Source organism: Rhizobium sp. AN80A (assembly GCF_030053015.1).
In the GTDB taxonomy this organism is placed as follows: Bacteria; Pseudomonadota; Alphaproteobacteria; order Rhizobiales; family Rhizobiaceae; genus Rhizobium; species Rhizobium metallidurans.
The window spans coordinates 2,621,248-2,646,253 of record NZ_JASJPX010000003.1 but is presented as its reverse complement, the minus strand read 5'-3'; the positions used below and the strand labels follow the sequence as shown (position 1 = coordinate 2,646,253).

20 protein-coding genes are annotated in these 25,006 nt (G+C 64.2%); 10 read left to right on the top strand and 10 right to left on the bottom strand.

Annotated features, from left to right (window positions below):
* The first annotated feature begins 62 nt into the window (after window positions 1–62).
* Together P3R82_RS24730 and P3R82_RS24725 are read left to right on the top strand one after the other, a co-directional pair.
* A complete protein-coding gene (locus P3R82_RS24730) occupies window positions 63–308 on the top strand; it encodes an AbrB/MazE/SpoVT family DNA-binding domain-containing protein (protein WP_283195705.1) in 246 nt (81 codons plus the stop codon).
* Window positions 305–709 carry a type II toxin-antitoxin system VapC family toxin gene (locus tag P3R82_RS24725; protein WP_283195704.1) on the top strand — a complete coding sequence of 135 codons (405 nt, stop codon included), beginning with the start codon at window positions 305–307 and terminating at the stop codon, window positions 707–709. Before P3R82_RS24730 ends, P3R82_RS24725 begins: the two co-directional genes overlap by 4 nt.
* A 38-nt stretch (window positions 710–747) precedes the next feature.
* Here P3R82_RS24725 and P3R82_RS24720 read toward each other — a convergent pair whose 3' ends face one another.
* Window positions 748–1,785, bottom strand: a complete 1,038-nt coding sequence (locus P3R82_RS24720; RefSeq protein ID WP_283195703.1) for an aldehyde reductase — start codon at window positions 1,783–1,785, stop codon at window positions 748–750.
* A 122-nt stretch (window positions 1,786–1,907) separates the two neighbouring features.
* Here P3R82_RS24720 and P3R82_RS24715 point away from each other — a divergent pair, with 122 nt between their 5' ends.
* Window positions 1,908–2,843 (top strand): AraC family transcriptional regulator, encoded by a 936-nt coding sequence (locus tag P3R82_RS24715; protein ID WP_283195702.1) that lies wholly within the window; start codon window positions 1,908–1,910, stop codon window positions 2,841–2,843.
* Between the two features lie 288 nt (window positions 2,844–3,131).
* Here the strand turns inward: P3R82_RS24715 and P3R82_RS24710 are convergent, their stop codons facing one another.
* Together P3R82_RS24710 and polA are read right to left on the bottom strand one after the other, a co-directional pair.
* Window positions 3,132–5,573 (bottom strand): DNA translocase FtsK, encoded by a 2,442-nt coding sequence (locus P3R82_RS24710; RefSeq protein WP_349294082.1) that lies wholly within the window; start codon window positions 5,571–5,573, stop codon window positions 3,132–3,134.
* Between the two features lie 455 nt (window positions 5,574–6,028).
* Window positions 6,029–9,028, bottom strand: coding sequence for a DNA polymerase I (gene polA, locus P3R82_RS24705; RefSeq protein ID WP_283195700.1), 3,000 nt, complete (start codon window positions 9,026–9,028; stop codon window positions 6,029–6,031).
* Window positions 9,029–9,256: 228 nt separating this feature from the next.
* Between polA and P3R82_RS24700 the strand changes: the two genes are divergently transcribed.
* A complete protein-coding gene (locus tag P3R82_RS24700; RefSeq protein ID WP_283195699.1) occupies window positions 9,257–9,754 on the top strand; it encodes a hypothetical protein in 498 nt (165 codons plus the stop codon).
* 366 nt (window positions 9,755–10,120) lie between these two features.
* Complete coding sequence (locus P3R82_RS24695) at window positions 10,121–10,537, top strand: MarR family transcriptional regulator (protein WP_183902216.1); 417 nt, start codon at window positions 10,121–10,123, stop codon at window positions 10,535–10,537.
* A gap of 52 nt (window positions 10,538–10,589) precedes the next feature.
* Here the strand turns inward: P3R82_RS24695 and P3R82_RS24690 are convergent, their stop codons facing one another.
* From P3R82_RS24690 to P3R82_RS24675, 4 genes are all read right to left on the bottom strand, one after another.
* Window positions 10,590–10,991 (bottom strand): hypothetical protein, encoded by a 402-nt coding sequence (locus P3R82_RS24690; RefSeq protein ID WP_283195698.1) that lies wholly within the window; start codon window positions 10,989–10,991, stop codon window positions 10,590–10,592.
* A 146-nt stretch (window positions 10,992–11,137) separates the two neighbouring features.
* Window positions 11,138–12,394 carry a sensor domain-containing diguanylate cyclase gene (locus P3R82_RS24685; protein ID WP_283195697.1) on the bottom strand — a complete coding sequence of 419 codons (1,257 nt, stop codon included), beginning with the start codon at window positions 12,392–12,394 and terminating at the stop codon, window positions 11,138–11,140.
* A 111-nt stretch (window positions 12,395–12,505) separates the two neighbouring features.
* Window positions 12,506–12,967, bottom strand: a complete 462-nt coding sequence (locus P3R82_RS24680) for a cupin domain-containing protein (RefSeq protein WP_283195696.1) — start codon at window positions 12,965–12,967, stop codon at window positions 12,506–12,508.
* Between the two features lie 40 nt (window positions 12,968–13,007).
* The gene (locus P3R82_RS24675) at window positions 13,008–13,430 is read right to left on the bottom strand and encodes a DUF1801 domain-containing protein (protein WP_283195695.1); all 423 of its coding nucleotides are present in this window, start codon (window positions 13,428–13,430) and stop codon (window positions 13,008–13,010) included.
* A 146-nt stretch (window positions 13,431–13,576) separates the two neighbouring features.
* Here P3R82_RS24675 and P3R82_RS24670 point away from each other — a divergent pair, with 146 nt between their 5' ends.
* A complete protein-coding gene (locus P3R82_RS24670; RefSeq protein ID WP_283195694.1) occupies window positions 13,577–14,827 on the top strand; it encodes a D-arabinono-1,4-lactone oxidase in 1,251 nt (416 codons plus the stop codon).
* Window positions 14,828–14,939: 112 nt separating this feature from the next.
* Complete coding sequence (gene greA, locus P3R82_RS24665) at window positions 14,940–15,422, top strand: transcription elongation factor GreA (RefSeq protein ID WP_283195693.1); 483 nt, start codon at window positions 14,940–14,942, stop codon at window positions 15,420–15,422.
* Here the strand turns inward: greA and P3R82_RS24660 are convergent.
* The gene (locus P3R82_RS24660) at window positions 15,406–15,939 is read right to left on the bottom strand and encodes a ribonuclease H (RefSeq protein WP_283195692.1); all 534 of its coding nucleotides are present in this window, start codon (window positions 15,937–15,939) and stop codon (window positions 15,406–15,408) included. The two genes, greA and P3R82_RS24660, sit on opposite strands and share 17 nt — an antisense overlap.
* Before the next feature lie 99 nt (window positions 15,940–16,038).
* Window positions 16,039–18,429, bottom strand: a complete 2,391-nt coding sequence (locus tag P3R82_RS24655; RefSeq protein ID WP_283195691.1) for an EAL domain-containing protein — start codon at window positions 18,427–18,429, stop codon at window positions 16,039–16,041.
* A 197-nt stretch (window positions 18,430–18,626) separates the two neighbouring features.
* On the opposite strand from P3R82_RS24655, the gene P3R82_RS24650 reads away from it, so the two are divergent.
* Window positions 18,627–20,015 carry a dipeptidase gene (locus P3R82_RS24650; protein WP_283195690.1) on the top strand — a complete coding sequence of 463 codons (1,389 nt, stop codon included), beginning with the start codon at window positions 18,627–18,629 and terminating at the stop codon, window positions 20,013–20,015.
* Between the two features lie 478 nt (window positions 20,016–20,493).
* Window positions 20,494–21,414 (top strand): SH3 domain-containing protein, encoded by a 921-nt coding sequence (locus tag P3R82_RS24645; protein WP_283195689.1) that lies wholly within the window; start codon window positions 20,494–20,496, stop codon window positions 21,412–21,414.
* 316 nt (window positions 21,415–21,730) lie between these two features.
* On the opposite strand, the gene P3R82_RS24640 is transcribed toward P3R82_RS24645, so the two are convergent.
* A complete protein-coding gene (locus tag P3R82_RS24640; protein WP_283195688.1) occupies window positions 21,731–22,057 on the bottom strand; it encodes a hypothetical protein in 327 nt (108 codons plus the stop codon).
* A 316-nt stretch (window positions 22,058–22,373) separates the two neighbouring features.
* On the opposite strand from P3R82_RS24640, the gene P3R82_RS24635 reads away from it, so the two are divergent.
* Window positions 22,374–24,947 carry a transglycosylase domain-containing protein gene (locus P3R82_RS24635; protein ID WP_283195687.1) on the top strand — a complete coding sequence of 858 codons (2,574 nt, stop codon included), beginning with the start codon at window positions 22,374–22,376 and terminating at the stop codon, window positions 24,945–24,947.
* Window positions 24,948–25,006: the final 59 nt, after the last annotated feature.

The window sequence follows — 25,006 nt, the reverse complement described above, 5'->3', positions numbered from 1 at the left end:
CGAGTTGATCTGAAGCGGCGGGCGTATTACATTAAGAGAGACAGGTATTACGAGGACCCGGCATGTCGACCACAGTGACATCGAAAGGGCAGGTAACGATCCCGAAGGCGGTGCGCGATCTGCTTGGCATCACGGCGGGAAGCCAGGTCGATTTTCACCGAGCCAAGGACGGCAGCATTGTGCTGACACGGGCGGACAGCGAGAAGCCCGTCAGCCGTTTCGAGAAGCTTCGGGGACACGCCGGCGCCGGCCTTGATACCGATGCGATCATGGCGCTCACCCGTGGTGAGGCCCATGGCGAGGAATGACACTTGTCGATACCAACGTCCTGCTTGATCTGGTAACCAACGACCCGGTATGGGCGAGCTGGTCGATAGGCCAGCTCGAGGCGGCAAGCCTGGAAGGCCCCTTGCTGATCAACGACGTCATCTACGCCGAACTCGCGGTCCGCTATGAACGCATCGAGGAGCTCGATGCGTTCATAGATTCAGCGGAACTTGTTTGGGCGCCGATGCCGCGCGCCGCGCTTTTCCTGGCCGGCAAGGCCTTCACCGATTATCGTCGCGCTGGCGGCTCGCGTACCGGCGTCCTTCCGGATTTCATGATCGGCGCGCAGGCGGCCGTTCAGAACCTGTCGATACTGACGCGCGACATTGGCCGGTATAGAACTTATTTCCCTGGTGTCAGGCTGATATCGCCCACGACGTAGACCGTGTCTCTACGAGAGCGGCAATGCCCGATCGTCCCCTACACCAACCCAAGCCGAACCAAACTCTCGGCGCAGGCAACGATCGCCTCCTCCCGTGAGCGCGGTGCCCAGCCGAGCAGGCGCTCGGCCTTCTTGCCCGTCGCGTTCATGTCGTAGTTGAGGAGCGGCACCACGGCCTTCAGCTGCGCGTTCGTCTCGCCGGCGATCCGCACCTGCTCGTCGGGCCAGACATCGGTCGAGACCTTGGCCGCCGCGTCTCCCAGCCTTTGCCGCAGCAGTTCCGCGATCTCGACCATCCATAGGCTGTCGCCGACGGTGGCGAGGAAGCGTTCGCCGCTGGCGGCGGGGTCGGTCATGCAGCGCAGGTGCAGGTCGGCCACATCGCGCACGTCGACGCAGCAGGAGTTGACGTTAACGCAGCCCGGCTGCCCCTTCATCATGTTGGCGATCAGCCGGATCGAGTGCGAGTAGTCGGCGCCGAGAACCGGGCCGTAGACAGCGACCGGATTGACCGCCGAAAGCTCCATGCCACCGCCCTCGCGGGCGATGAATTCCCAGGCGGCGCGCTCCGACAGCGTCTTCGATTTCTGGTAGGGCGCGACATTGCCTTCAAGGTTGCTCCAGTCGGTCTCGTCGAACGGCCGCCGATGGTCCGGCCCATGGCCGACGCCGATCGCGCCGAAGGCCGATGTCAGCACCACCCGCCTGACGCCGGCATCGCGCGCCGCCCTGAGTACCCTGAGATTGCCTTTGACGGCGGGCTCGATCCAGTCCTCCTCGCGCGTCTGGTCGCCGGATGGCGTCGGCGAGGCGCCGTGCATCACGTAAGCGCAGCCGGCGGCGGCCTCCGCCCAACCTGTGTCATGGTCGAGATCGGCGATCGCGAAGGACAGCCGGTCGCCGGCATCGATGCCGCCGACCTTCAGATGCGCCCGCACCTCGTCCTCCCGCCCGGGCGAACGGATGGTTGTGCGCACGCGATAACCCTCCTTCAACAGCGCCAGCATGCAATATTGCGCGATGAACCCGGTGCCGCCGGTGACGAGAACGAGCGTGTCTTTATTGTCAGTCTTCATGGTTTGCCTCATGCTTCATGCCGCCGCATCGGATCGCGGCGAACTCGATAACGGGAAGGTAGGCAGCCCGGCCCGTACTGTGAATGCTTGAAAATCCGCATGACTTGCGCGATAGTTCGATAATGCTGGCTGATCCCTTCTCCGATATCCTGAGCCTGACGAAAGCCGAGGCGATCGTCACCGGCGGCTTCACAGCCGGCGGCCCCTGGTCGATCGCCTTTCCGGGGCGCGACAAGATCAAGTTCTTCGCGGTGGTCAAGGGCGGCTGCTGGGTGACGCTGGAGGGAGAGGCCGAGCCGATCCGCTTCGAGGAGGGCGATGTCGGCCTGCTCGCCAGGAAGCGCAGCTTCGTGCTGTCAAGCGATCCCGCGCTTCAGCCCATCGACGCCATGAGCATATTCACGGGCACGGGACGGCGGCTGGTGACGCTCGGCGACGGCAATGATTTCGCCCATATCGGCGGCCACGTCGCGCTCGATCCGCTGAGGGGCGGCCTGCTGTCGGATATCCTGCCCACCTGGATCCACACCCGCGCCGCCTCGCCGCAGGCAGTCATCTTCCGCTGGCTGCTCGATCGGCTGATCGAGGAGCGCGACATCGGCCAGCCGGGGGCGGCGCTTGCCTCCGCGCAGCTGACCCAACTGCTCTTTATCGAGATCCTGCGCTCGCACTTGAGCGCCGCCGACCGTATGCCCGCCGGCTGGCTGAAGGCGCTGGCGGAACCCAGGATCGCGCCCGCGCTGCGCCTGATGCACGGCGAACCCTCGCGCGCCTGGCACCTGGAGGAGCTCGCCGGCGCCTGCGCCATGTCGCGCACCTCGTTCGCCGTCCATTTCAAGTCGGTCTCCGGCGTCGCCCCGCTCGCCTATCTCACCGAATGGCGCATGCGCCTTGCCGAACGGACACTGCGCGAAACCCGCACCCCCATCGCCTCCATCGCCCGCTCGCTCGGCTATACCTCCGAAAGCGCCTTCAGCAACGCCTTCAAGCGCGTGAACGGCAGGTCGCCATCGGCTTATCGGGTGGCGGTGAATGGGGTTTTGGAAGAAGAAAGTTGAGGGCTGGGTGCCCTTCGCTTGTCGCTCAGGGCGTCGCTTCCACTCCACCCCCTCATCGCCTCGCTGTCGCTCCGGCACTTCTCCCCGTTGGGGAGAAGAGGCAGGGGGTGACGCCCTGCTCCACCTTGGACGTTGATGTCCAGCCGGCTAATGAGTGACAATATATGTCAAAGCGCAGCCACGAGTCTCTTCTCCCCAACGGGGAGAAGTGCCGGAGCGTAGCGAGGCGATGAGGGGGCTCCGGGTTCTGAGCCAGTCATTCTGTGCTGCACCCCGTAGCGCGAAACCTCAATCCCCTTCGCCACGCCCATTGACGATCTCGCGCTTGCCCACATGGTTGGCCGGCCCGACGAGGCCTTCCTTCTCCATCCGCTCGACGAGCGAAGCGGCGCGGTTGTAGCCGATGCCGAGGCGGCGCTGGATGTAGGAGGTCGAGCACTTCTTGTCGCGCAGAACGACTTTCACGGCCTTGTCGTAGAGGTCGTTGCCGTCCTCGGCGGCCATGTCGCCCTTGTCGAACACGGCGCTGTCTTCTTCCTCGCCGTCTTCCTCTTCGTCGGCGGTCACCGTGTCGAGATATTCCGGCCGTCCCTGCGTCTTCAGATGGGCCACGACCTTCTCGACCTCGGCGTCGGAGACGAACGGGCCGTGGACGCGCGAGATGCGCCCGCCGCCCTGCATGTGCAGCATGTCGCCCTGGCCGAGCAGCTGTTCGGCGCCCTGTTCGCCAAGGATCGTGCGGCTGTCGATCTTAGAGGTCACCTGGAAGGAGATGCGGGTCGGGAAGTTGGCCTTGATCGTGCCGGTGATGACGTCGACCGAAGGACGCTGCGTCGCCATGATCAGGTGGATGCCGGCGGCACGCGCCATCTGCGCCAGTCGCTGGATCGCGCCTTCGATTTCCTTGCCGGCCACCATCATCAGGTCGGCCATCTCGTCGACGATGACGACGATGTAAGGCATCGGCGTCAGGTCGAGTTCCTGCTGTTCCTCGATGGGCGCACCGGTGCTGCGGTCGAAGCCGGTCTGCACCATGATGTGGATCGTCTCGCCCTTTTCCTTGGCCTGCGCCACGCGGCCGTTATAGCCGTCGATATTGCGCACGCCGAGGCGCGACATCTTGCGGTAGCGCTCTTCCATCTCGCGCACCGCCCACTTCAGCGCCATCACGGCCTTCTTCGGGTCGGTCACCACGGGCGTCAGCAGATGCGGAATGCCGTCATAGATCGACAGTTCCAGCATTTTCGGATCGATCATGATCAGGCGGCACTGTTCCGGCGTCATCCGGTAGAGCAGCGAGAGAATCATGGTGTTGACGGCGACCGATTTACCCGAACCGGTGGTGCCGGCCACGAGCAGATGCGGCATCTTCGCCAGCTCGGCGATCACGGGCTCGCCGCCGATCGTCTTGCCGAGCCCGAGCGCCAGCTTGTAGCTGCTCTTCTCGAAATCGGCGCTCTCGATCATCTCGCGGAAATAGACGGTTTCGCGCAGCGCGTTCGGCAGTTCGATGCCGATGACATTGCGGCCGGGAACCACGGCGACGCGCGCCGAAAGGGCCGACATCGAGCGGGCGATATCGTCGGCAAGACCAATGACGCGCGAGGATTTCACGCCCGGCGCCGGCTCGAATTCATAAAGCGTCACGACAGGGCCGGGGCGCACATGGATGATCTCGCCCTTGATGCCGAAATCTTCCAGAACGCTTTCCAGAAGCCCGGCATTCTGCTCCAGCGCTTCCTGCGACATGATTTCGCCGATGCGTTCCGGCGGCTCCTGCAGCAGCGAATTGGAGGGAAATTCATAGCCCGAGGCATCGACCTTGGAGGGAACGAACTTGTGCGCCACCATGCGGGCAGCAGGTGCCAGCGGCGCGATCGCCGGCTGCGAACGAACCGGCATCGGCGCGATCGGCTGCGCTACTGATGGCTGCGGCTCGATGGCGATCGGCTGCAAGACCTGCGGGGCAGGGGCGGGGGCCAGTGCATCGGCGGCGGCGGCCTGCTGCTTCAGTCTGACCGCAAGCGGCTGGCGGATCGGTGCGCGACCGGTGGTCGGGGCCGGCGCCACGACAACAGGCGCTGCAACGGAAGCGGCAGGCGTAGCCGTTACGACGGGCGCGACGATCGGGGCCGCGACGGGAGCAGGGGCAACGGCAACCGGCAGCGGCGCGGCATAGGGAGCGGCGACCACGGGCTGCTTGCCCGGGCGCCATTCCATGATGCGGAACTGGCTGATGATCGAATGCGGCTCGGAGACGGTCTGCGGCGCGACGATCTGCACCTGCGGTACCGCTTCCACCGGCTCGACGGGCGCCTCGCCATCCTCGAAGGACATCACTTCCCAGAAGGCGAAGTCGGAGATCGGGGCGAGGTTGGAAGAGGCATGGAACTGCGCTTCGTCGGCGGTATCGGAAACGACGATCGCGTTTTCTTCGACGGCAGCGACATTGGCTGCCGGCTGGTAGACATCGAAGGGCACGTTGACCAAGGGCGCGCGCGGCGTGACCACGGACGCGCTGGGCGTGAACACGGGCGCGCCGGGCGTGACCAAGGGCGCGCGCGGGCCGGCCGGCTGCGGCGCATAGGCATTGCGCAGCGCCTGCTGCTGAACGTGCGGCTGCGGCTGGGTGACGGCAGGCTGCATGGTGGCCTGGCGGGCAACATAGCCCTGGCGCGGCTGTGCGGCGGGCTGCGGCGTCACGACGATCGGCTGGGCCACCGGCGCCATCACCTTCACGGCCGCCGGTGCCCCCACTTGGGCGGGCTGCGGGGCGGGTGTTGCCACCTGCGCGGGCTCCATCACCCGCTGCTGCACCGGTTCGGCCGGCTGCTTGCGGGGGTTGATCTGGCTTTCCGGCGTGCGGGTAAAGCGGACATTCGGCGCCAGCGAAAAGTTGTTCTGCCAGATCGGCGGCACCGGCTTCTCGCCGGCCTGTTCCTGCAGCTGTTCGGCCGGGATGTCGGCGGAAATTTCACCGGCATCCGTCAGATTGGTTCTAGGAAAGCGCATACGACCGCTACTCACTCATGATTAGCAACTATTATCCTCTTCCGGCTTAGGAAATGAAGGTTAATAAGTTCCTTCTCCGCGCCCTCGCGGGACATGGGCAATCATAGGGAATGCAAGCCTTTTCAGACGCTTAGGTGATAAAGAAAATTTTAGCGAATTTTCGACGAGGCGCCCTAATGCGCCTCGTCCCAGTTGGTCGCCGCGCGCGCATCCACCTTCAGCGGCACACGCATTTCGAGCGCCGGCATGGTGGCGTTTTCCATCACCGAAACAATGATCGGCATGGCCTTGTCGACATCCTCGTCCTCGACCTCGAAGATCAGTTCGTCGTGCACCTGCAACAGCATGCGCACCCGCTCGGAAAGCCCGGCTTCTGCAAGCGCCGGCTCCATCTTGATCATCGCCCTTCGGATCACGTCGGCGGCCGAGCCCTGGATCGGGGCGTTGATCGCCGCGCGCTCGTTGAAGGCGCGCACCGAGGGGTTGGAGGAGCGAATCTCCGGATAGTTGATTCGCCGCCCGAAGATCGTCTCGACATAGCCCTTGTCGCGCGCCTGCTGCTTGGTGCTGTCCATGTAGTCGCGAATGCCGGGGAAGCGCTCGAAATAGCGCTTGATGTAGTCGCCGGCTTCCGAGCGTTCGATCGAGAGCTGGTTGGCAAGGCCGAAGGCCGAGATGCCGTAGATGATGCCGAAGTTGATCGCCTTGGCGCGGCGGCGCACCTCCGACGGCATCCCTTCGACCGGAACGCCGAACATTTCGGACGCCGTCATCGCGTGAATATCGATCCCGTCGGCGAAGGCCTGCGTCAACTGCGGGATTTCGGCGACATGGGCGAGCACGCGCAGCTCGATCTGGCTGTAGTCGGCCGAGATCAGCTTGTGGCCCGGCGTCGAGATGAAGGCGGTGCGGATCTTGCGGCCTTCGGCGGTACGAACCGGAATGTTCTGCAGGTTGGGTTCCGACGAGGAAAGTCGCCCCGTCGTCGTCGATGCCAGCGAGTAGGAGGTATGCACCCGCTTCGTCTGCGGGTGCACATAGCCCGGCAGCGCGTCGGTATAGGTGGATTTGAGCTTGGTCAGCTGCCGCCAGTCGACGATCTTGCGCGGCAGTTCCAGCCCCGCCGCCGCCAGGTCCTCCAGCACGCTGGCCGAGGTCGACCACTGGCCGGTCTTTGTCTTCGAGCCGCCGGCAAGACCCATCTTGCCGAACAGGATGTCGCCCAGCTGCTTCGGCGAGCCGATGTTGAAACGCTCGCCGGCCAGCTGGTAGATCTCGTCCTCAAGCCGCGCCGCGCCCTGCGCCAACTCGCCCGAGAGCCGCGACAGAATCTGCCGGTCGACGGTAATCCCCCGCTCTTCCATATGCGCGAGAACAGGCAGCAGCGGCCGCTCCAGCCGCTCATAGACGGTGGTGAGCTTCTCGGCCGCCAGCCGCGGCTTCAGCACCATCCAGAGCCTGAGCGTTACATCGGCATCCTCCGCCGCGTAATGCGTGGCCCGGTCGATATCGACGAGATCGAAGGAAATGTTCGACTTGCCGCTGCCGGCCACGTCCTTGTAGGCGATCGGCTTGTGGTTGAGAAACTTCTCCGACAGCGGATCCATGCCATGCGCGCCGGTGCCGGCGTCGAGCACGTAGGAGATCAGCATCGTGTCGTCGAAGTTCTTCGTTTCGACGCCGTAGCGCTTCATCAGCAGGTAGTCGTATTTCAGGTTCTGCGCCACCTTGAGCACCGACTGGTCCTCGAGCAGCGCCTTCAGCCTCGGCAACGCGTCGCGCATCGCGATCTGGTTCTCGGCCATGCCGCCGCCCAAGAGATCGCCGACGCCGGTCTTGTGGCCGAGCGGCACATAAGCTGCGCGGATGTTGACGCCCGTTGGGCTCTTCGCGTTATCGGCAATCGCCATCGAGAAGCCGACGAGCTCGGCCTGCATCGCGTCGAGCGAGGTCGTCTCGGTGTCGAAGCCGATCACGCCGGTCTCGCGCGCATCGGCGATCCACCTGTCGAGCGTCGCGACATCACGGATCGTCACATAGCGCGAGTGGTCGAAGGGCAGGTTGGCGAAGGCGTCCGCCCGCGACTTGGCGAAATCGGACGGCGTGAAGCTGCCCTCGGGCGCGGCGGAGCCATTGACCTTAGTCGGAACAGCGACGGCATCGCCGACAACCTCAGGCGTCCCGCCGGCAACAGGCGCCGGTTCGGCCACGTCGAGATCAGGACCATGCGCATTGGCGCCCCACTCGACCGGCACGTCGACGGCATCGATGGCGCTTGCATCGCACTCGCAGGCCTCGGCCACGCGCCGCGTCAGGCTGGTGAACTGCATGGCCTTCAGGAAGCCGATCAGCTTCGGCCCGTCCTGCGCCTCGAGAATGAGGTCGTTGACGGCAAGCTCCAGCGGCACGTCGGTCCTGAGCTTGACGAGTTCACGCGACAGCCACGCCTTGTCGGCATTCTCGATGATCGTCTGCCGGCGCTTCTCCTGCTTGATCTCGGTGGCGCGCGCAAGCAGCGTGTCGAGGTCGCCATATTCGGCAAGCAGCGTCGCCGCCGTCTTCGGGCCGATGCCGGGAATGCCGGGCACGTTGTCGACGGAATCGCCGGTCATCGCCTGCAGGTCGATCATCTTTTCCGGCGGCACGCCCCATTTCTCGATCACGTCGGGAATGCCGATCTGCTTGTCCTTCATGCTGTCGTACATGTGGACGTTATCGGTGACGAGCTGCATCAGGTCCTTGTCGGAGGAGACGATCGTCACGTCGGCGCCAAGCGCTTCGGCCTGCCGCGCATAGGTGGCGATGATGTCGTCGGCCTCGAAGCCCTCGGTCTCGATGCAGGGCAGGTTGAAGGCGCGCGTCGCCTGGCGGATCAGCCCGAACTGCGGGATCAGCTCTTCCGGCGGCGCCGAGCGGTTGGCCTTGTAGGCGTCATAGAGATCCTTGCGGAAGGTCTTCGACGAATAGTCGAAGATGACGGCCAGATGCGTCGGCGTCACGCCCACCGACGTGTCGCGCGCCTCCGTCAGGAGCTTCCACAGCATGTTGCAGAAACCCGAGACGGCGCCGACAGGCAGCCCGTCGGATTTGCGCGTCAGCGGCGGCAGGGCATGGAAGGCTCGAAAGATGAATCCGGAGCCGTCGACAAGAAAGAGATGATCGCCTTTTTTCATGGCAGCATGGATAGCGCGACCGCCCTGCGAGGTCCATATAAAGTTAGGGTGCTGGCGCGTTGCGCACATGCTTGGGAAGTGCCGGAAAACGGGTGGAAACGGCCATAACCCCTCAATAGCTGCGGCTTGTTCCAGGCGTTTTTCGCCCGTACATTAGGCGGAGGCCAAAGGGAGTCCGCAATGTCTGGAGAACCCGAATCGCAGAGGTATATTCTCAACCAGATCTCCATGCTGCTTGATGGCGTGAAGGGGTTGAATACCAAGATCGCTCGCCAGGTCGACGCAATTGGTCGGTACGATGTCGAGTTCATCAAGCTAGGGCGCTTCATGAACAAGTTCGAGGGCGAGTTGATCGAACTCAGGGCTGACATGGGAAAGGTGAAGCTGGAAGTTGGCCAGCTGAGAATTGAGATCGGCGAGGCACGAACCGACGTCGGTCAACTGAGAACCGAGATGGGGCAATTTCGCTCGGAGGTGGGTCAGTTTCGCTCGGAGATGGAAGCTCGGCTCGACGCGATCCTGAAGCGCATAGACGACCTGGAAGGTCGGACCCATGATATCGCCGATCATGTCCAGGAACTGCGCTTAGATGGAGTTCGCCAGTACAACGAAGTCATAAACGCGCTGCAGGACAGCTATCAGAACCGCATGTCCCTGAAGGACCTCGACGCGCGCGTCTCCGAATTGGAGCGCATCGTCGGGCTGCGCCCGCCGCCCGCAGCGTGAGTCTCGCATAAGCCGCTCACCGGACTGTTACCAAAATGTAATAGTCAATTCTTTTCTTTCCCTTGAAAAGCCACATTCGGAACTACAAATAAATATCACCGACGCGACATTGATCACGTCGAGGGTCTGATTGCCGGCTCGTCCCCCGCCGCATTGGACTTGGACAAAGGCCTCATCCCCTCTCCGGGCCTTTGTCCCCTATTTGAAGCCGCCATAGCCTTACCTCCGGGCTATGGCGGCTTTGTTTTTCTGCACTATCTCCAGCTGTATGAATATGAATGTCTGTCTTTCAAAGCATCGCATACGATTTGTTGCATTGCTCGTGGCTGGGTTTTGCGCCTAACTGAAAAAATGGGAACGGAACGAATGGACTCGGGAGCCTATCTCGCCAGCCAGCTGGCCAAGGGCTTTGCCCGCTCGCTGCAGCAGCGCGCGGCAAGGTTGGGTTTTTCGCCGGGTCAGTTTCCGATTTTGCTGGAGCTCTGGGCCGAGGACGGGCTGACGCAGAAGCAGCTGCTGACCCGCGTCGATATCGAGCAGGCGACCATGGCCAACACGCTCTCGCGCATGGAGCGCGATGGCCTGATCGAGCGAAGGCCGCATCCCTCCGACAAGCGCGCCCAGCTGGTCTTCCTGACAGACAGGGCAAGGACGATGGAAAATGACGCTGTCGTGGCCGCCCGTGAGGCCGATCTTGCTCTGTTCGATGGCTTCAAGACATTCGAGCGCGAGCTGACGCTGGAATATATCCGTCGCCTGCTCGAAAACGCCAAGAAGCTATGAGGTTTGAGATGTAATCCCGGCGCGAACCGCGCCCGGGAGAGGGGCCGGCGCCTTATTCGGCGGCGGCGAGATAGATCTGGTTGCGCGAGGCGGCGGCCAGAGCCTGCACGCGCGCTTCGGTCTTGGCGATCAGCTGATAGAATTCGTCCTGTGCCTCGACATCGAGCTGAATGACGGCGTTCACCTCATCCGGCGTATCGCAGACGCAGGCGATGGCCGATATCGGGCAGATACCACCAGGATAACGCTTGCCGTTGCCCGTATAGGCGCGGCGACCCCAGCGCTCCGAATAGACGGTCTCTTCGCGGTCGATCTGCAGGATCGTGCCCTTGCACGCGGTCACGATGCCCGCCTTGCCGTAGGCGAACCAATGGTAGTTCAATTTCCGCAAGATGTACTTGCCGGTGATGTCTTCGCCGGCCAGTTCGGCGGGATCTTCAATCATACGGATCATGACGTCTTCCTTAACGTGCACGTAATATCCGCTATCTATGTTTCAGCTTCAAGACGAAAAGGTCAGCTTTTGGAGCCACTTAGTCACAAGTTGTTTCGAATTCTTACGAATTTCGCCACTTTTTCGCCGTTTCGGCGCCATCCGGCTCAGCCCCGGAACGCAACTTCCAGGTTCTGCCTGTCCTGCGCGACCACGCGGCAATGCGTTTCGAAGCCTTCGCCCTTGATCATGAGCACGAACTCGGCCGGGATTCCCGTCGAGCTGGAGACCGAGAGAGCAGCACTGTCGGCGCCGAGCGAGCGGATCGTGCAGTCGATCGTCGAGCGGCGGTCGTTGAACAGGATCGAGCCGGCCTTCAGCACCCGCCGGCGCGCGCCGCTTGGCTGATCGGCGCTCATCGATTGAAAGTTGACGCAGCGATTGCGGCCGCCGCGCTTGGCCTCGTACATGGCGGCGTCCGCCTGCGCCAGAAGCGTGTCGATCTCCTTGCAGACGATCGACAGCGCCGAAATCCCGAAGCTCGCCGTCACCGCGAGCGCGCCGAATTCGCCGACGATCGGCTCGGCCGAAATCGCCAGCCGCAGTCTCTCGGCAATGACGAGAGCGCCCTCGCGGTCGACATTGGGCAGGATGATCGCGAATTCCTCGCCGCCCAGCCGGCCGAACAGGTCGCCGCTTCGAAGCACCGAGCGGCAGATCGAGGACACCGCCTTCAGCACCTCGTCGCCGGCCGCGTGGCCATGCGTGTCGTTGACGGTCTTGAAGTGGTCGATGTCGAGCACGATGCAGGCAAGGCTTTTCTGGTTGCGCAGCGCAAGGCCGATCAGCTGGTCCGTCTCTTCCTTGAAGGCGCGTCGCGTCAGTCCCTCGGTCAGGCTGTCGGTCGCCGCCGATTGCATCAGCTCGATGCGGTCCATGGCGACGCCAGCAATCTCCTCAAGAATGGTGAGGTCCTTGCGTCCGAAGGAGCGCGCCGTGCGGTCGATGGCGCAGACGGTCCCGACGGTATGGCCACTTTTGGTGCGCAGCGGAACGCCGGCATAGAAGCGAACGTGATTTTCGCCTGTTACGGCGGGGTGCGCGGCAAAACGCGGATCGCGCGTGGCGTCGGGCACGATCACGGCCGTGTCGAGGTCCACCACGAAGCGGCAGAAGGAATCCTCGCGTGGTACTTCGCTGTTCGAAAATCCGGAGCAGGCCTTGTACCACTGGCGGTGCGCGTCGATCAGCGACACCAGGCCGACGTCGACGGTGAACACTTCCCTGATCAGCCGAACGATCCGCTCGAAGCCTTCATCGCGCGGTGAATCGAGCAGGTCGAGCTGCTCCAGCGCCGCCAGGCGCTCGAGTTCCCGCTGCTTCACGTCCGCGGAAGACGTACCGAATGCGCGCGCAACAACCATTGCAAACGTGCTCCCCACCTAAGTCCGTGTAGGAGATGCCTCGCATATAATCATGAACAAATGAATAGTACGCGTCCCCGTTTCTCATCGGTGAAGGGAGGGGCAGGGGTGTCAAGGCCGCGCATAGGGCCTCCCATCCTTGTGAACGAACCGGCCATCGGCATTCGCGCTCATCATATCGATGTCGGAACAGGTGGTGAGATCGGCCATGTCACGCGAGCCGATTTCCAGATAGATCGCCATCGCATCGGACCGGTTGATCAGGTGATGGCCGTTGCCGGTATTCTTCGGAAAGGCGGCGCAATCGCCGGCGCGAAGCGGGGTCTCCCCTTCATCCTCGACCAGCACCACCTCGCCCGAGAGCACATAGACGAACTCGTCCTCATGCGAGTGCCAGTGCCGCTGGCTCGACCAGTTTCCCGGCGGCAGGTGCATCAGGTTGATGCCGAAATCGGAAAGCCCGCCAGCATCACCCAGCCGCTGGCGGATCCGCTCGGCGCAGGCCGCCGCATGTGGCTCGGGGTAAGGCGAGCCCTTGACGCGGGCTACGGTGGCGATGTCGATCTTCGGCATGGGGCTATCCTCCGCATTGGTGGCTAGGCGGACCGCCCGCTCAACCGCCCTTCGGTTTCCTCGTGGCCTTCGTCATGTTGAGCGCGATCGCCGCTCGCACGAGTGCCGTAAGGGCCGGCGCGTCGATCGTGTCTCCTTCGTGGAAGTCGATGGCGCGCCGGGCATTGCCCTCGAGGCTGGCGTTGAAGAGGCCGGAGGGATCGTCGAGCGATGCGCCCTTGGCGAAAGTCAGTTTCACCGCGGTCTTGTAGGTCTCGCCGGTGCAGATGATGCCGGAACGCTCCCACACCGGTACGCCGCGCCACTTCCACGTCTCGATCACCTCTGGATCGGCGTCCCGGATGATGCGCCGCGCATCGGCCAGCATCGCGCCGCGCCAGTCGGTCAGCTCCGCGATCCGCCGGTCGATCAGCCGCGATGCATCGGCTTCCTCGCCTGCCGCACCCTTCGTCTTCTCCGCCATTCCATCCTCCCCGATGATAAGCACATGCGAATACTCGGCAATCTAGGAGATTCGTAGCGCAGGGGAAGAGGGTTTCCTCTGTCTCCGCCTCCATCGTCATGCTACCAATCCCCCGGGATCCGAGGGTGAAATGAGGAGGTTTTTTCATGACGCAGGTGCCTGCCGCCAATTGGGCGGAAAGCTTTCACTATGGTTTCAAGGACTGCCATTACCCGTCCTCGCGCGAGGAAATCAGCGCGATCGTCGCGCGGTCGGCGGCGGTAAAGACGCTCGGCTCGCGCCACTCGTTCAACGCCATCGTCGATGGCAGCTCCGCCATGTCGCTCGAGCGCCTGCCGATCGATCCCGTCGTCGAGAGCAACGGCCGCCAGGTCTCGGTCGCCGGCCACTGCACCTATGGCGAGCTCGCGCTCTTCCTGCAGCGCCACCAGCTCGCCATCCACAATCTCGCATCCCTCCCGCACATTTCGATCGCCGGCGCGATAGCCACCGCGACGCATGGCTCGGGCGACGGCAACGGCAACTTGGCGACGGCGGTCTCCGGCCTCGAATTCGTCGCCGGCGATGGCAGCTTGGTGAAGGTGAAGCGCGGCGACGCGAATTTCGAGGGCATGGTCGTGCATCTGGGCGCGCTCGGCGTCGTCACCCGCGTGACGCTGGATGTCCAGCCGGAGTTCCAGGTCGCGCAGCACGTCTACGAGGGGCTGAGCTGGGATGCGCTCTTGTCCAATCTCGATGCCATCATGGCGGCGGCCTATAGCGTCAGCGTCTTCACGCAATGGGGCGAGAAGGCCGGTGCCGTCTGGCTGAAGGAAACGGAAAAGAGCGGCAATCATCCCGATGCCCTGCACGGCGCGGTCAATGCCGACATCAAGCGCCATCCGATCATCGGCCTAGACGCCGAAAACGCCACCGAACAGCTCGGCGCCTTCGGTCGCTGGTCGGACCGGCTGCCGCATTTCAAGATGGGTTTCACGCCGAGCAGCGGCGCCGAGATCCAATCCGAATACCACGTGCCCCGCAAGCATGGCGCCGCCGCCGTCGAGGCGCTCTTGTCGATCCGCTCCAAATTCGCGCATCTCGTCCAATCGGGCGAACTCCGCACCGTCGCCGCCGACAGCCTGTGGCTCAGCCCGCAGTTTAATCGCGATACGCTGTCGATCCACTTCACCTGGGTTCGCGACCAGGCGGCCGTCGATGCCGCCGCCGCCGAGATCGAGCAGGCGCTGGCGCCGTTCTCGCCCTTGCCGCACTGGGGCAAGGTCTTCACCCGCCAACATGTCGGCAGGAACTACGCGAAGCTCCCCGACTTCGCCCGCCTGCGCGAACGCATGGACCCGGAACACAAGTTCTCCAATCCATGGCTGGAAGAGGTCGTCTTCGGCACGACGAACTAAGCGGGACTACACGACGCATTTCGACCGGCGTTGGCGCTCGCCGCCGCGCCGGTATATGCTGTTGCGATCAAGCAAGGGACGAAGACGTCCCGGTATCGATATGGAGTAGAGATTGGCGGTCGCCTTCACCAAGGAAGAAAGCTTCGAAACGGCATCGGAAACGCTGATCCCCGATCGGCCGATCTCGCCGCATCCGAACCTCGTCACCGAGGCCGGGTTGAAGGCGCTGGAGCTCAATCTCAGCCAAGCGCGCGAGGCCTATGAGGCGACGTTGGGGATCGACGACATCAACGAGCGCCGCCGCCAGGGTGCCGCGCCGTTACGCGATGCCCGCTACTTCGCGGCCCGCCTCGGCACCGCCCAGCTCATGCCCGCGCCTACGTCCAGCGACACCGTCGCCTTCGGCAGCCTCGTCACCTTCGAGCGCGAGGACGGGCGCGTGCAGATCTATCGCATCGTCGGCGAGGACGAGGCCGATCCGAAGGCCGGATCGATCTCCTACGTCTCGCCGGTGGCGCGTGTGCTGATCGGCAAGGCCGTCGGCGACGTGGTCGATGCCGGCGGTCAGGAGCTGGAGATCATCGCGATCGCGTGAGCGGGGCTTTCAACGCGATCGACAGCCGCCCGCTGTCCGCCAGCCTGTCGGCCCGTTCGTTCCCCTCGGTGCCGGCATGGCCCTTGCACCATGAAACCGTGATCATCGTTGATCGCGACAGCGCCGCGTCGATCGCCCTCCACACATCGGCATCGGCGATGCCACGGCTTCTGAGCCGGCTATTGGCGGTGATCTTCCTGAAGCCGTTGTTGCGCCAGATCGGCCGCCAGTCGTTGCAGCCCTTCACGACGTGGATCGAATCCGACCAGATCGTCACCTTCGCCTCCGCTGCATGGATGTTGGCCCATTGCGCTGCCTTCAGAACGGCGGTCGCCTCCATCGCATTGTTGGCGGTGCCGGCTGCGCCGCCGCAAGCGGATGCGATCTCGACGCCGTCGCGATAGACGGCGAAGCCCCAGCCGCCATCACGCGAGCCGGGCTCGCAGCAGCCATCCGTGAAGATCTCAAGCTTTTCGTGAACATCAATGCTGCGCAGGGCGTCGGGATTATCGGTCATGTCGGCGGCGAAACGTCTGAGAGATCGGCGGGAAGGCACAGCCTATCCGAAACGCCCGGGTCTGTCTTCCGGCCCTGTCTCCGCCCGCGACAGACCGGACTATTTCGCCGTCGAGATCGCCTGCGGATAAAGCAGCACCGTCTTTTGCGCCTTCTCATGTGCAGACAGATAGCTCTCGCGCGCCGCCATCTTCACGCTCGGCTCGATGTCCGGCTTGCCGAGCAGCAGCCCCTGCATCTGCTCGCAGCCCTCGTTGGTGACGATCTGGCGTTGCAGTTCGGTTTCCACGCCCTCGGTCACCACCTGTATCCCGAGGCTGTGGCCCAGCCCAATGATGGCGCGCACGATCGAGCGGGCGGCCGCGTCATGTTCGAGGATGCCGGTAAAGCTGCGATCGACCTTGATCTTGTCGAAGGGCAGCGCCCTGAGGTTGGAGAGCGAGGAAAAGCCGGTGCCGAAATCGTCCATGACGATGCGCACGCCGAGACGGTGCAGTCGCATCAGCGTCGAGATCGTCGCCTTGCGGTCGCGGATGAAGGCGGCCTCGGTGATCTCCAGCTCGAGCCGTTGCGGCAGGAGCCCGGTCTCTTCGAGAATGGCGGCCACCCGGTCGTAGAGGTTGGGCAGCATGAATTGCACCGGCGAGACGTTGACGGCGATCGTCAGCGGCTGCGGCCAGCGCGCCGCCTCGGTGCAGGCCTGGCGCAGCACCCATTCGCCGAGCTGCACGATGATGCCGCTCTCCTCGGCTATTCTGATGAAGACGTCGGGCTCGGAGCTTCCATGTCCCGGCCGGTTCCAGCGCATCAGTGCCTCGTAGCCGCTGATGCTGCCGCTGCGGCTGTCGAGGATCGGCTGGTAGTTCACGAACAGCTGGTTGCGGGTGATCGCGTGGCGCAGCTCGTTTTCGATCTCGCGCCGCGCCTTGACGGCGGCGTCCATCTCCGCGTCGAAGAAGCAGGCCTTGCCGCGGCCGGCGTGCTTGGCGCGGTAGAGCGCGGTATCGGCATTGATGCACAGAAGCTCGCCGGTATCGCCATCGGCGGGGTAGACCGCGATGCCGATGCTGACGCCGACGGCGGTCGGATCGCGGGCGACGTCCATTTCGGCGGCGATGCCTGCAAGGATCGCGTCGGCGAGGTCGCGCGCGCCATCCGGCTGCGGCTTGCCGCTCTGGATGATCGCGAACTCGTCGCCGCCAAGCCGCGCGATGGTGGCGCTGTCGTCGGCCACGCGCTGCAGGATCGAGGAGACCTTGCACAGAAGACGGTCGCCCTCGGCATGGCCGAACAGGTCGTTGACGGCCTTGAAGCGATCGAGGTCGAGATAGAAGACGGCCGCCTGCGCGTGCTTGCGCTGCGCCACCTGGATCGCCTGTCTGAGACGCGTGTCGAAGAGAGAGCGGTTCGGAAGGCCGGTCAGCACGTCATGCTGGGCCAGATGCTCGATCATCTGCTCGGCGCGCTTGCGCTCCGTCAGGTCGCGCACCGCCAGGATATCGCAGCTGCGGCCGCGATAGATCATCCGCCGCGCCATCAGTTCGACCGGCAGTTCGGTCTCGCCATGGGTGGTCAGCAGCGTTTCGTGATGCGTGCCGGATGCCAGTCCGCCCGCAGGCAGCAGCAGGAAGTCCGGTTTGCGGCCGCGCAATTCGCCGAGCTGCCAGCCGGACATCTCCAGAAAGCGCTCGTTGGCGTCGAGGATCGTTCCCTCGTAGATCACCAGCAGCCCCTCCATCGTGGCGTTCGCCAGGCCCTTCAGGTCGGTCAGGTGGCTCGCCAGGAAAACCGTGCCGAGCGAAGCCAGGATGAGCGCCGTCGAGACCGCCATGACGATGGCCGCCAGCGTCCTCGGCTCGACGATCGCCGCCGTCACCTGCCGTCCAGGCTCAGGGATCAGGGTGATGTAGCTCATCGACACGAAGTGAATGATGGCGATCGCCAGCACCATCGACGCCGCCGACAACAGCACGCGCTTGGCGCCGGAGAGCGAGCGGAAGATCAGGAAGGCCACGCCGGCGAGCGCCGCGCCGATCGCAAGCGCCGACAGCGTCGCCATGGCGTTGAAGCGAATGTCGACCTGGCCCTCGACCGCCTGCATGCCGGTGATATGCATGGCGGTGATCCCGAGCGCCATGAGCACGCCGCCGAGCGCGACGGCGAAACGGCTGGCGCCTTCGGTGGCGACGAGCAGTGCCAGATAGGACACGCCGATGGCGATCACGACCGAGAGCGTGGTCAGCCCCAGCCCGTAGGCGATCGCATAGCCGCTGTCATAGGCCAGCATGGCGATGAAATGCGTCGCCCATATGCCGACGCCGATGGCGAATGCCGAGGCCATGATCCAGTTGCGCTGCTGGGCGCGGTCGCATTGCTGGGCCCGAAAGAGAAGCAGCATGCCGGTGAGGTTGCCGATGAGGCAGATAACGACGGCGGCGATGATCAGCCGCCAGTCATGATTGTCGCGAATACAGGCGATCACGGTAAACATCAGCCACCTCCAGGCACCAATTGCCGAAGGTTATCAAGCGTCTTCTTAAATAACCGTAAATTGCAAATTGAGGATTCTCCCCGCGTTCAGCGTGCGTTTTCGCACAGTCGCGCACATGCCCCGGCCTCGCTTTTTCAACTCGAAAGCGGACCGGCTTTGGTCTATCGTCCGGCAAAAATTTGAAGAAGGAGTCGGAAATGCCTGACCTGATGCCGGTTCTCGCGCGCGCGGACCAGAATTTGCCCTCGAGCCTCGACAAGCTGTTCGAGCTGTTGCGGATCAAGTCGATCTCGACCGATCCCGCCTACAAGGATGATTGCCGCAAGGCGGCCGAGTGGCTGGTGGATTATCTCCGCGACATCGGTTTCGACGCCTCGGTGCGCACAACCCCCGGTCACCCCATGGTCGTCGCCCATCACGACGGCGCCGCGCCGTCGGCCCCACATGTGCTCTTCTACGGCCACTACGACGTGCAGCCGGTCGATCCGATCGAGCTCTGGGACAACGATCCCTTCGAGCCCTCCGTGCAGGAAGCAGCCGGCGGCCGCAAGATCCTGACCGGTCGCGGCACCGCCGACGACAAGGGCCAGCTGATGACCTTCGTCGAAGCCTGCCGCGCCTACAAGGACATCAACGGCGCGCTTCCCGTGCGCGTGACGATCCTGTTCGAGGGCGAGGAGGAATCCGGCTCACCATCGCTGAAACCCTTCCTCGAGGCCAATGCCGCCGAGCTGAAGGCCGATTACGCGCTGGTCTGCGATACCAGCATGTGGGACCGCGACACGCCGGCGATCGCCGCTGCGCTCCGCGGCCTCGTCGGCGAAGAGGTGGTCGTCACCGCCGCCGACCGCGATCTGCATTCGGGCCTCTTCGGCGGTGCGGCCGCCAACCCGATCCATATCCTGACCAGGATCCTCGCCGGCCTGCACGACGACACCGGCCGCATCACGCTGGATGGGTTCTACAACGGCGTCGAGGAGACCCCCGCGAACATCAAGGCGTCCTGGGAAACGCTCGGCCTCACCACCGAGGGCTTTCTCGGCGAAGTCGGCCTGTCGGTTCCCTCGGGTGAGAAGGGTCGCTCGGTGCTGGAGCTCACCTGGGCCCGCCCGACGGCCGAGGTCAACGGCATCTGGGGCGGCTATACCGGCGAGGGCTTCAAGACCGTGATCGCCGCCAAGGCGTCGGCCAAGATTTCCTTCCGCCTCGTCGGCACGCAGGACCCGGACGCCATCCGCGACAGCTTCCGCGCCTATGTGCGCTCCAGGCTGCCCGCCGATTGCTCGGTCGAGTTCCACCCGCATGGCGGTTCGCCGGCCATCCACCTGTCCTACGATCTGCCTGTGCTCACCAAGGCGAAGACGGCGCTTTCAGACGAATGGCCGAAGCCCGCCGTCGTCATCGGCATGGGCGGCTCGATCCCGATCGTCGGCGACTTCCAGAACATGCTCGGCATGGAATCGCTGCTCGTCGGCTTCGGCCTCAGCGACGACCGCATCCATTCGCCCAACGAAAAGTACGAGCTGACGTCCTATCACAAGGGCATCCGCTCCTGGATCCGCATCATGGAAGCGCTGGCGGCGTAATCTGCGTCGATGAAATGAAAAAGGCGCACCGATTTTCTTAGGATCGGGGCGCCAGAGGAACAAAAAGGCCGGGTTGAAACCGGCCTTTCGTCATTCGCTTCGCATCAGTGCCAGTACATCCGTGGTCAAGGTGAAAGCGAATATTGCAGCCAGACTGCCCGCGAAAGGTTAACGGAGCGTTAACGATAATCTCGCGATAGGCAGGTCGGTTCTCCATGCGCTCCATGGTGCGGCTTGGTGATCGACGACTGCATCCGATGACCGGGATATCGTGATCCCGCCGCCGCATTTCAAGGCCTCGCCTCTCGAGCCGTTCAAGCTGCGTTCATCCGTGCCTGCTATAAGTCATTGAAACAAAAGTTGAATCACTCTCGCCAAACTTTGGCCGGGAAGCTGTTCACTGTTGTCCTGAGAAGGTGATGAGCCCGGAAGTTTTCGAGGAACGGCGTTTCGGCCGCTCTATCTAGGGAGTGCAAGCGTGAAGACCACACTGATGAAGATAACCGCCGTCGCGGCCTTGCTGCTGGCCCCGGTCGCCGCTCAGGCCGCCGAAGGCTTCGCGACCGCCAACGTCAACATGCGCGCCGGCCCGAGCACGCAATATCCCGCCGTGACCGTCATTCCCGCCGGCGAATCCGTGCAGATTTATGGCTGCCTTGCCGATGTGCCCTGGTGCGATGTCGAGTTCTACAACGGTCGCGGCTGGGTCGCCGGCCGCTACGTGCAGGCGCTCTATCAGCAGCGCCGCGTCTATGTCGATCCGCAATATTATCGTCCGCTCGGTATCCCGACGGTGGTCTTCAGCGTCGGCAATTACTGGGATCGCTACTACCGCGATCGATCCTTCTACGGTCAGCGCGAACGCTGGCGCCGCAATCCGGTCTATGACCGCCCGGCCGCCGTGCGCCCGCCGCCCGGCCCGGAATTCGGCAATCCCGGTTACAACAACGGCCGCCCGCGCCCCGGCTACGACAATGATCGGCCACGCCCGGGCTTCGACAATGACCGTCCGCGTCCCGGCTTCGACAACAACCGCCCGCGCCCTGGCTTCGATGCCGGTCCGGGTCGCCAGCCCGATTTCGACCGTGGTCCCGGTCGCGGACCGGACTTCGGTCGCGGCCCCGATCCCCGCCAAGATCCTCGTCAGGACAATGACGGTCGTCCGCCGCGGTTCGACGGCCGCGCCGGCATGCCCGGACAGCCGGGCCAACCAGGCCAGCCCGGCCGGCGTGGCGAGGGCGGTCACGGGGGCCAGGGAGGACAGGGCGGCCAGGCCGGTCAGCCCGGTCAGCCCGGACAGCCGGGCTTCGATCGCGGTCCCGACCGTCGCCGCGACCAGGATCGCCGCCCGCCGGTGTGCCAGCCGGGTGATCCGAACTGCGGTCAGAATCCCCAATAGTGAACCGGCGGCAATGAGCCGTCAGCGATGATGGCAAGGGCGATCGAAAGGTCGCCCTTTCTGCTTTCACGCATCTTGAGGCATGGAAAAGCCCGACGCTCCTGAGAGACGCCGGGCCTGAATTCGATCGGCTCGTGTTGAGGGGAGACGGCCGATCTGCCGCGAGGCGTGTTGCCTCGCTTGGTAGGAAATGGGCGAAAGCGCAAATGGTTCCGCGCTGCAATCCGGAAGTTGTCTTTTCTCCGGGTGCCATCGGCTCGTCCATACGAAAAAGGCCCGCGACGTGCGGGCCTTCGGAGATATGTCGTGCCGCCGGTCAGTAGCGGTAGCGATAGCCGTCGCGGGCCCAGGGCGGGGGCGGGCGGTAGCCGCGATCGTCGCGCCAGCCGTAACGCTGCTGCGGGCGGTGGCCCCAGCCGTAGTCACGCTGGTAGCGGCGTTCGTAGCGGGGTGGCGGCGGGCGGCGCCAGTTCGGCCGGCACTCACCCCACGGGGTGACGTGAAAGCCACGGCCGCAGGCGTAATCGACCTTGACGACATTGTTGGTCGCGCCGCTTGGCACGGCGCCCGTGGGCATGGCTTCGGCAACCGTGGTACCAAGTCCGACCAGGGCGACCGCGATCGCGATAATTGTCTTGCGCATCTCTGCACCTCATTCCTTATGCAAGTCCCTTGCATGTGGATTAGAGGGCCGTTCGGGTGAATGGAAGCTGAACCAACCAAGGCATTATTGCGGCGGACGGAAAGGCCCGGCCTCAAGCCGGGAAAACGCTGCCCGCAAAAGCTTTTGCCTTTGGCTAACGAGGCCTTAACTCCCCCTTAAATCGCCGCATTTAAAGTTCAACCGGGTAAGGATGCGACCAGCGTGATGCGGTCGCCACGGTCATCCGGCTTGGGCCATGGCCGTCTGTTTGGGGCAAACCTCGGTTTGCGATTGAAGCGAGGTTCAGCGGGCGTAAATGGCGGGCAGGGGCAGATCAGGCGATAGAATCGAACCATCCTTCAGCGGCCGCGAGCGCCGCGACGATGGCGACGATTTTTCGCTCGGCGCCGATGACCGCGTCGCCGGCGGCGGACGCCCCGCCAAGCGCGCCGCGCCCAAGTCCAGCGCCTCGAGATCCGAGCGCCGCGATCCGCCCTCGCGGCGCGAACCCGATTCCGCCCGCTATGACGACGATTACGACGACGAGCCGCGCTACCGCGAGCCGCCGCGCCGCCGCTCGGGCGGTGGTGGTGGCAATGGTGGCAAGCGTCGGCGGCCGGAGCGCGAGGGCCTCGGCGTCTTCGGTCTCGTCCGTCGCATGCTCTACTGGTGCATCGTGCTCGGCATCTGGGCCGGCATCGGCGTGACCGGGCTGGTCGTTTACTATGGCTCGCGCATGCCGAGCGCCAGCAGCTGGGAAATTCCCGCCCGTCCGCCCAACGTCAAGATCACCGCGGTCGATGGCAGCGTCATCGCCAATCGCGGCACGACGGGTGGCGAGGCGCTGGCGCTGGAAGACATGTCGCCCTATCTCCCGAAGGCGATCGTCGCCATCGAGGACCGGCGCTTCTATTCGCATTTCGGCGTTGATCCGCTCGGCCTTGCCCGCGCGGTCGTCACCAATCTGACCTCCCGCCAGATGGTGCAGGGCGGCTCGACGCTGACGCAGCAGCTCGCCAAGAACCTGTTTCTCTCGCCCGACCGCACGCTGGAGCGCAAGGTCCAGGAAGTGCTGCTCGCCTTCTGGCTGGAGCAGAAATACACCAAGGAGCAGATCCTTGCGATGTATCTCAACCGCGTCTTCTTCGGCTCGAACGCCTATGGTGTCGAGGCCGCCTCGCGGCGCTATTTCAACAAGTCGGCGCGCGACCTGAACCTCGGGGAGGCGGCCCTGCTTGCCGGTCTCGTCAAGGCGCCGTCGCGTCTGTCGCCGGCGCGCGATCCGCAGGCCGCCAACGACCGCGCCCAGGTGGTGCTGCAGGCCATGCGTGATCAGGGCATGATCTCGGAGGACGAGGTCAAGACCGCGATGTCGCAGACCCCGGCCAAGGCCAAGCGCTACTGGGACGGTGCCGGCCAGTATGTGGCCGACATGGTCATGGACGAGCTGCCGGCGCTGATCGGCGACGTCAAGGAAGACATCATCGTCGACACCACCATCGACAAGACGCTGGAAAAACGCGCCGAACAGTCGATCGCCGATGTGCTCGGCAAGGAAGGCGCCAAGCTCGACGCCTCGCAGGCGGCGCTCGTCTCGATCGACGGCACCGGCGCGATCCGCGCGCTGGTCGGCGGCCGCGACTATGCCGAAAGCCAGTTCAACCGCGCCGTCAAGGCCAAGCGCCAGCCGGGCTCCTCGTTCAAGCCCTTCGTCTATGCCACCGCGCTCGAAAAGGGGCTGACGCCGTTTTCCATCGTCAACGACGCGCCTGTTCGCATCGGCGACTGGACGCCGGAAAACTACGAGAAGAAGTACAATGGCGAGGTAACGCTGGCCACGGCACTTGCGAAATCGCTGAACACGGTGGCCGCCCAGCTCGTCATGTATGACGGCCCCGATGAGGTTATCAAGCTCGCCCGCCGCCTCGGCATCCAGTCCGACATGCAGCCCAACGCCTCGATCGCGCTTGGCACGTCGGAAGTCTCGCTCACCGAGATCACCGGCGCCTACGCCGCCTTCATGAATGGCGGCTACAAGGCGACGCCGCACGTCATCCGCCGCGTCACCACCGCCGATGGCAGCAAGGTGCTCTACGAAAACACGTACGACAACCCGCCGCGCGTGCTCTCCGAAACCATTGCCGCCAACATGAACGCCATGATGATGGGCGTCATCGACCAGGGCACCGGCCGCAGCGCCAGGCTTCCCGGCTGGCAGGCGGCCGGCAAGACCGGCACGACGCAGAACTCCCGCGACGCGGTCTTCGTCGGCTTCACCAGCAACCTGACGACGGGCGTCTGGTTCGGCAACGACGACGGCAAGCCGATGAAGAAGGTCACCGGCGGCGGCCTTCCCGCCAAGGCGTGGCAGGAATTCATGGTCGCAGCCCACAAGGGCCTGTCGCCGGCACCGCTCTTCGGCAACGGCCAGTTCATCAATCCGGCGCCTCAGATGGACAACGGCCAGCCGATGGCCTCCGCCGATCCGAATATGCCCGGAAACATGCAAGGAAACATGCCCGGAAACATGCAGGCTGACGGTATGCAGGGTGGCATGCAGGGCGGCGACATGACCGGCGCGACGGGTGGCATGCAGCCGCCGGTCGAGGAACGGAGCACCATCGGCAGCATCATTTCGGGCGTGTTCGGCGGCTCCGAAGAGGGGCGGCCGCGCTACAGGCAGGAAGAGTATCCGCAGGCGCCGGTGCGCCGTGGCGGCCAAGAGCAGGCACCCGTTTATGATGGTCCCGTACCGCCCGCCGATGTCGCCGAGGACGGCCGTTACGGCTATGGCAACGCGCTGCCGCCGGGCGACGTCGGCGGTGGCCCGCCGCGCCAGGAATACCAGCCGCGCCGCACCACGCTTCTCGACCTGATCATGGGGCAATAAACGCTTCGCCGCGCAACAAAAAACGTGCCCCGAGGCGGACGGTGAAAATTAATTGCCGT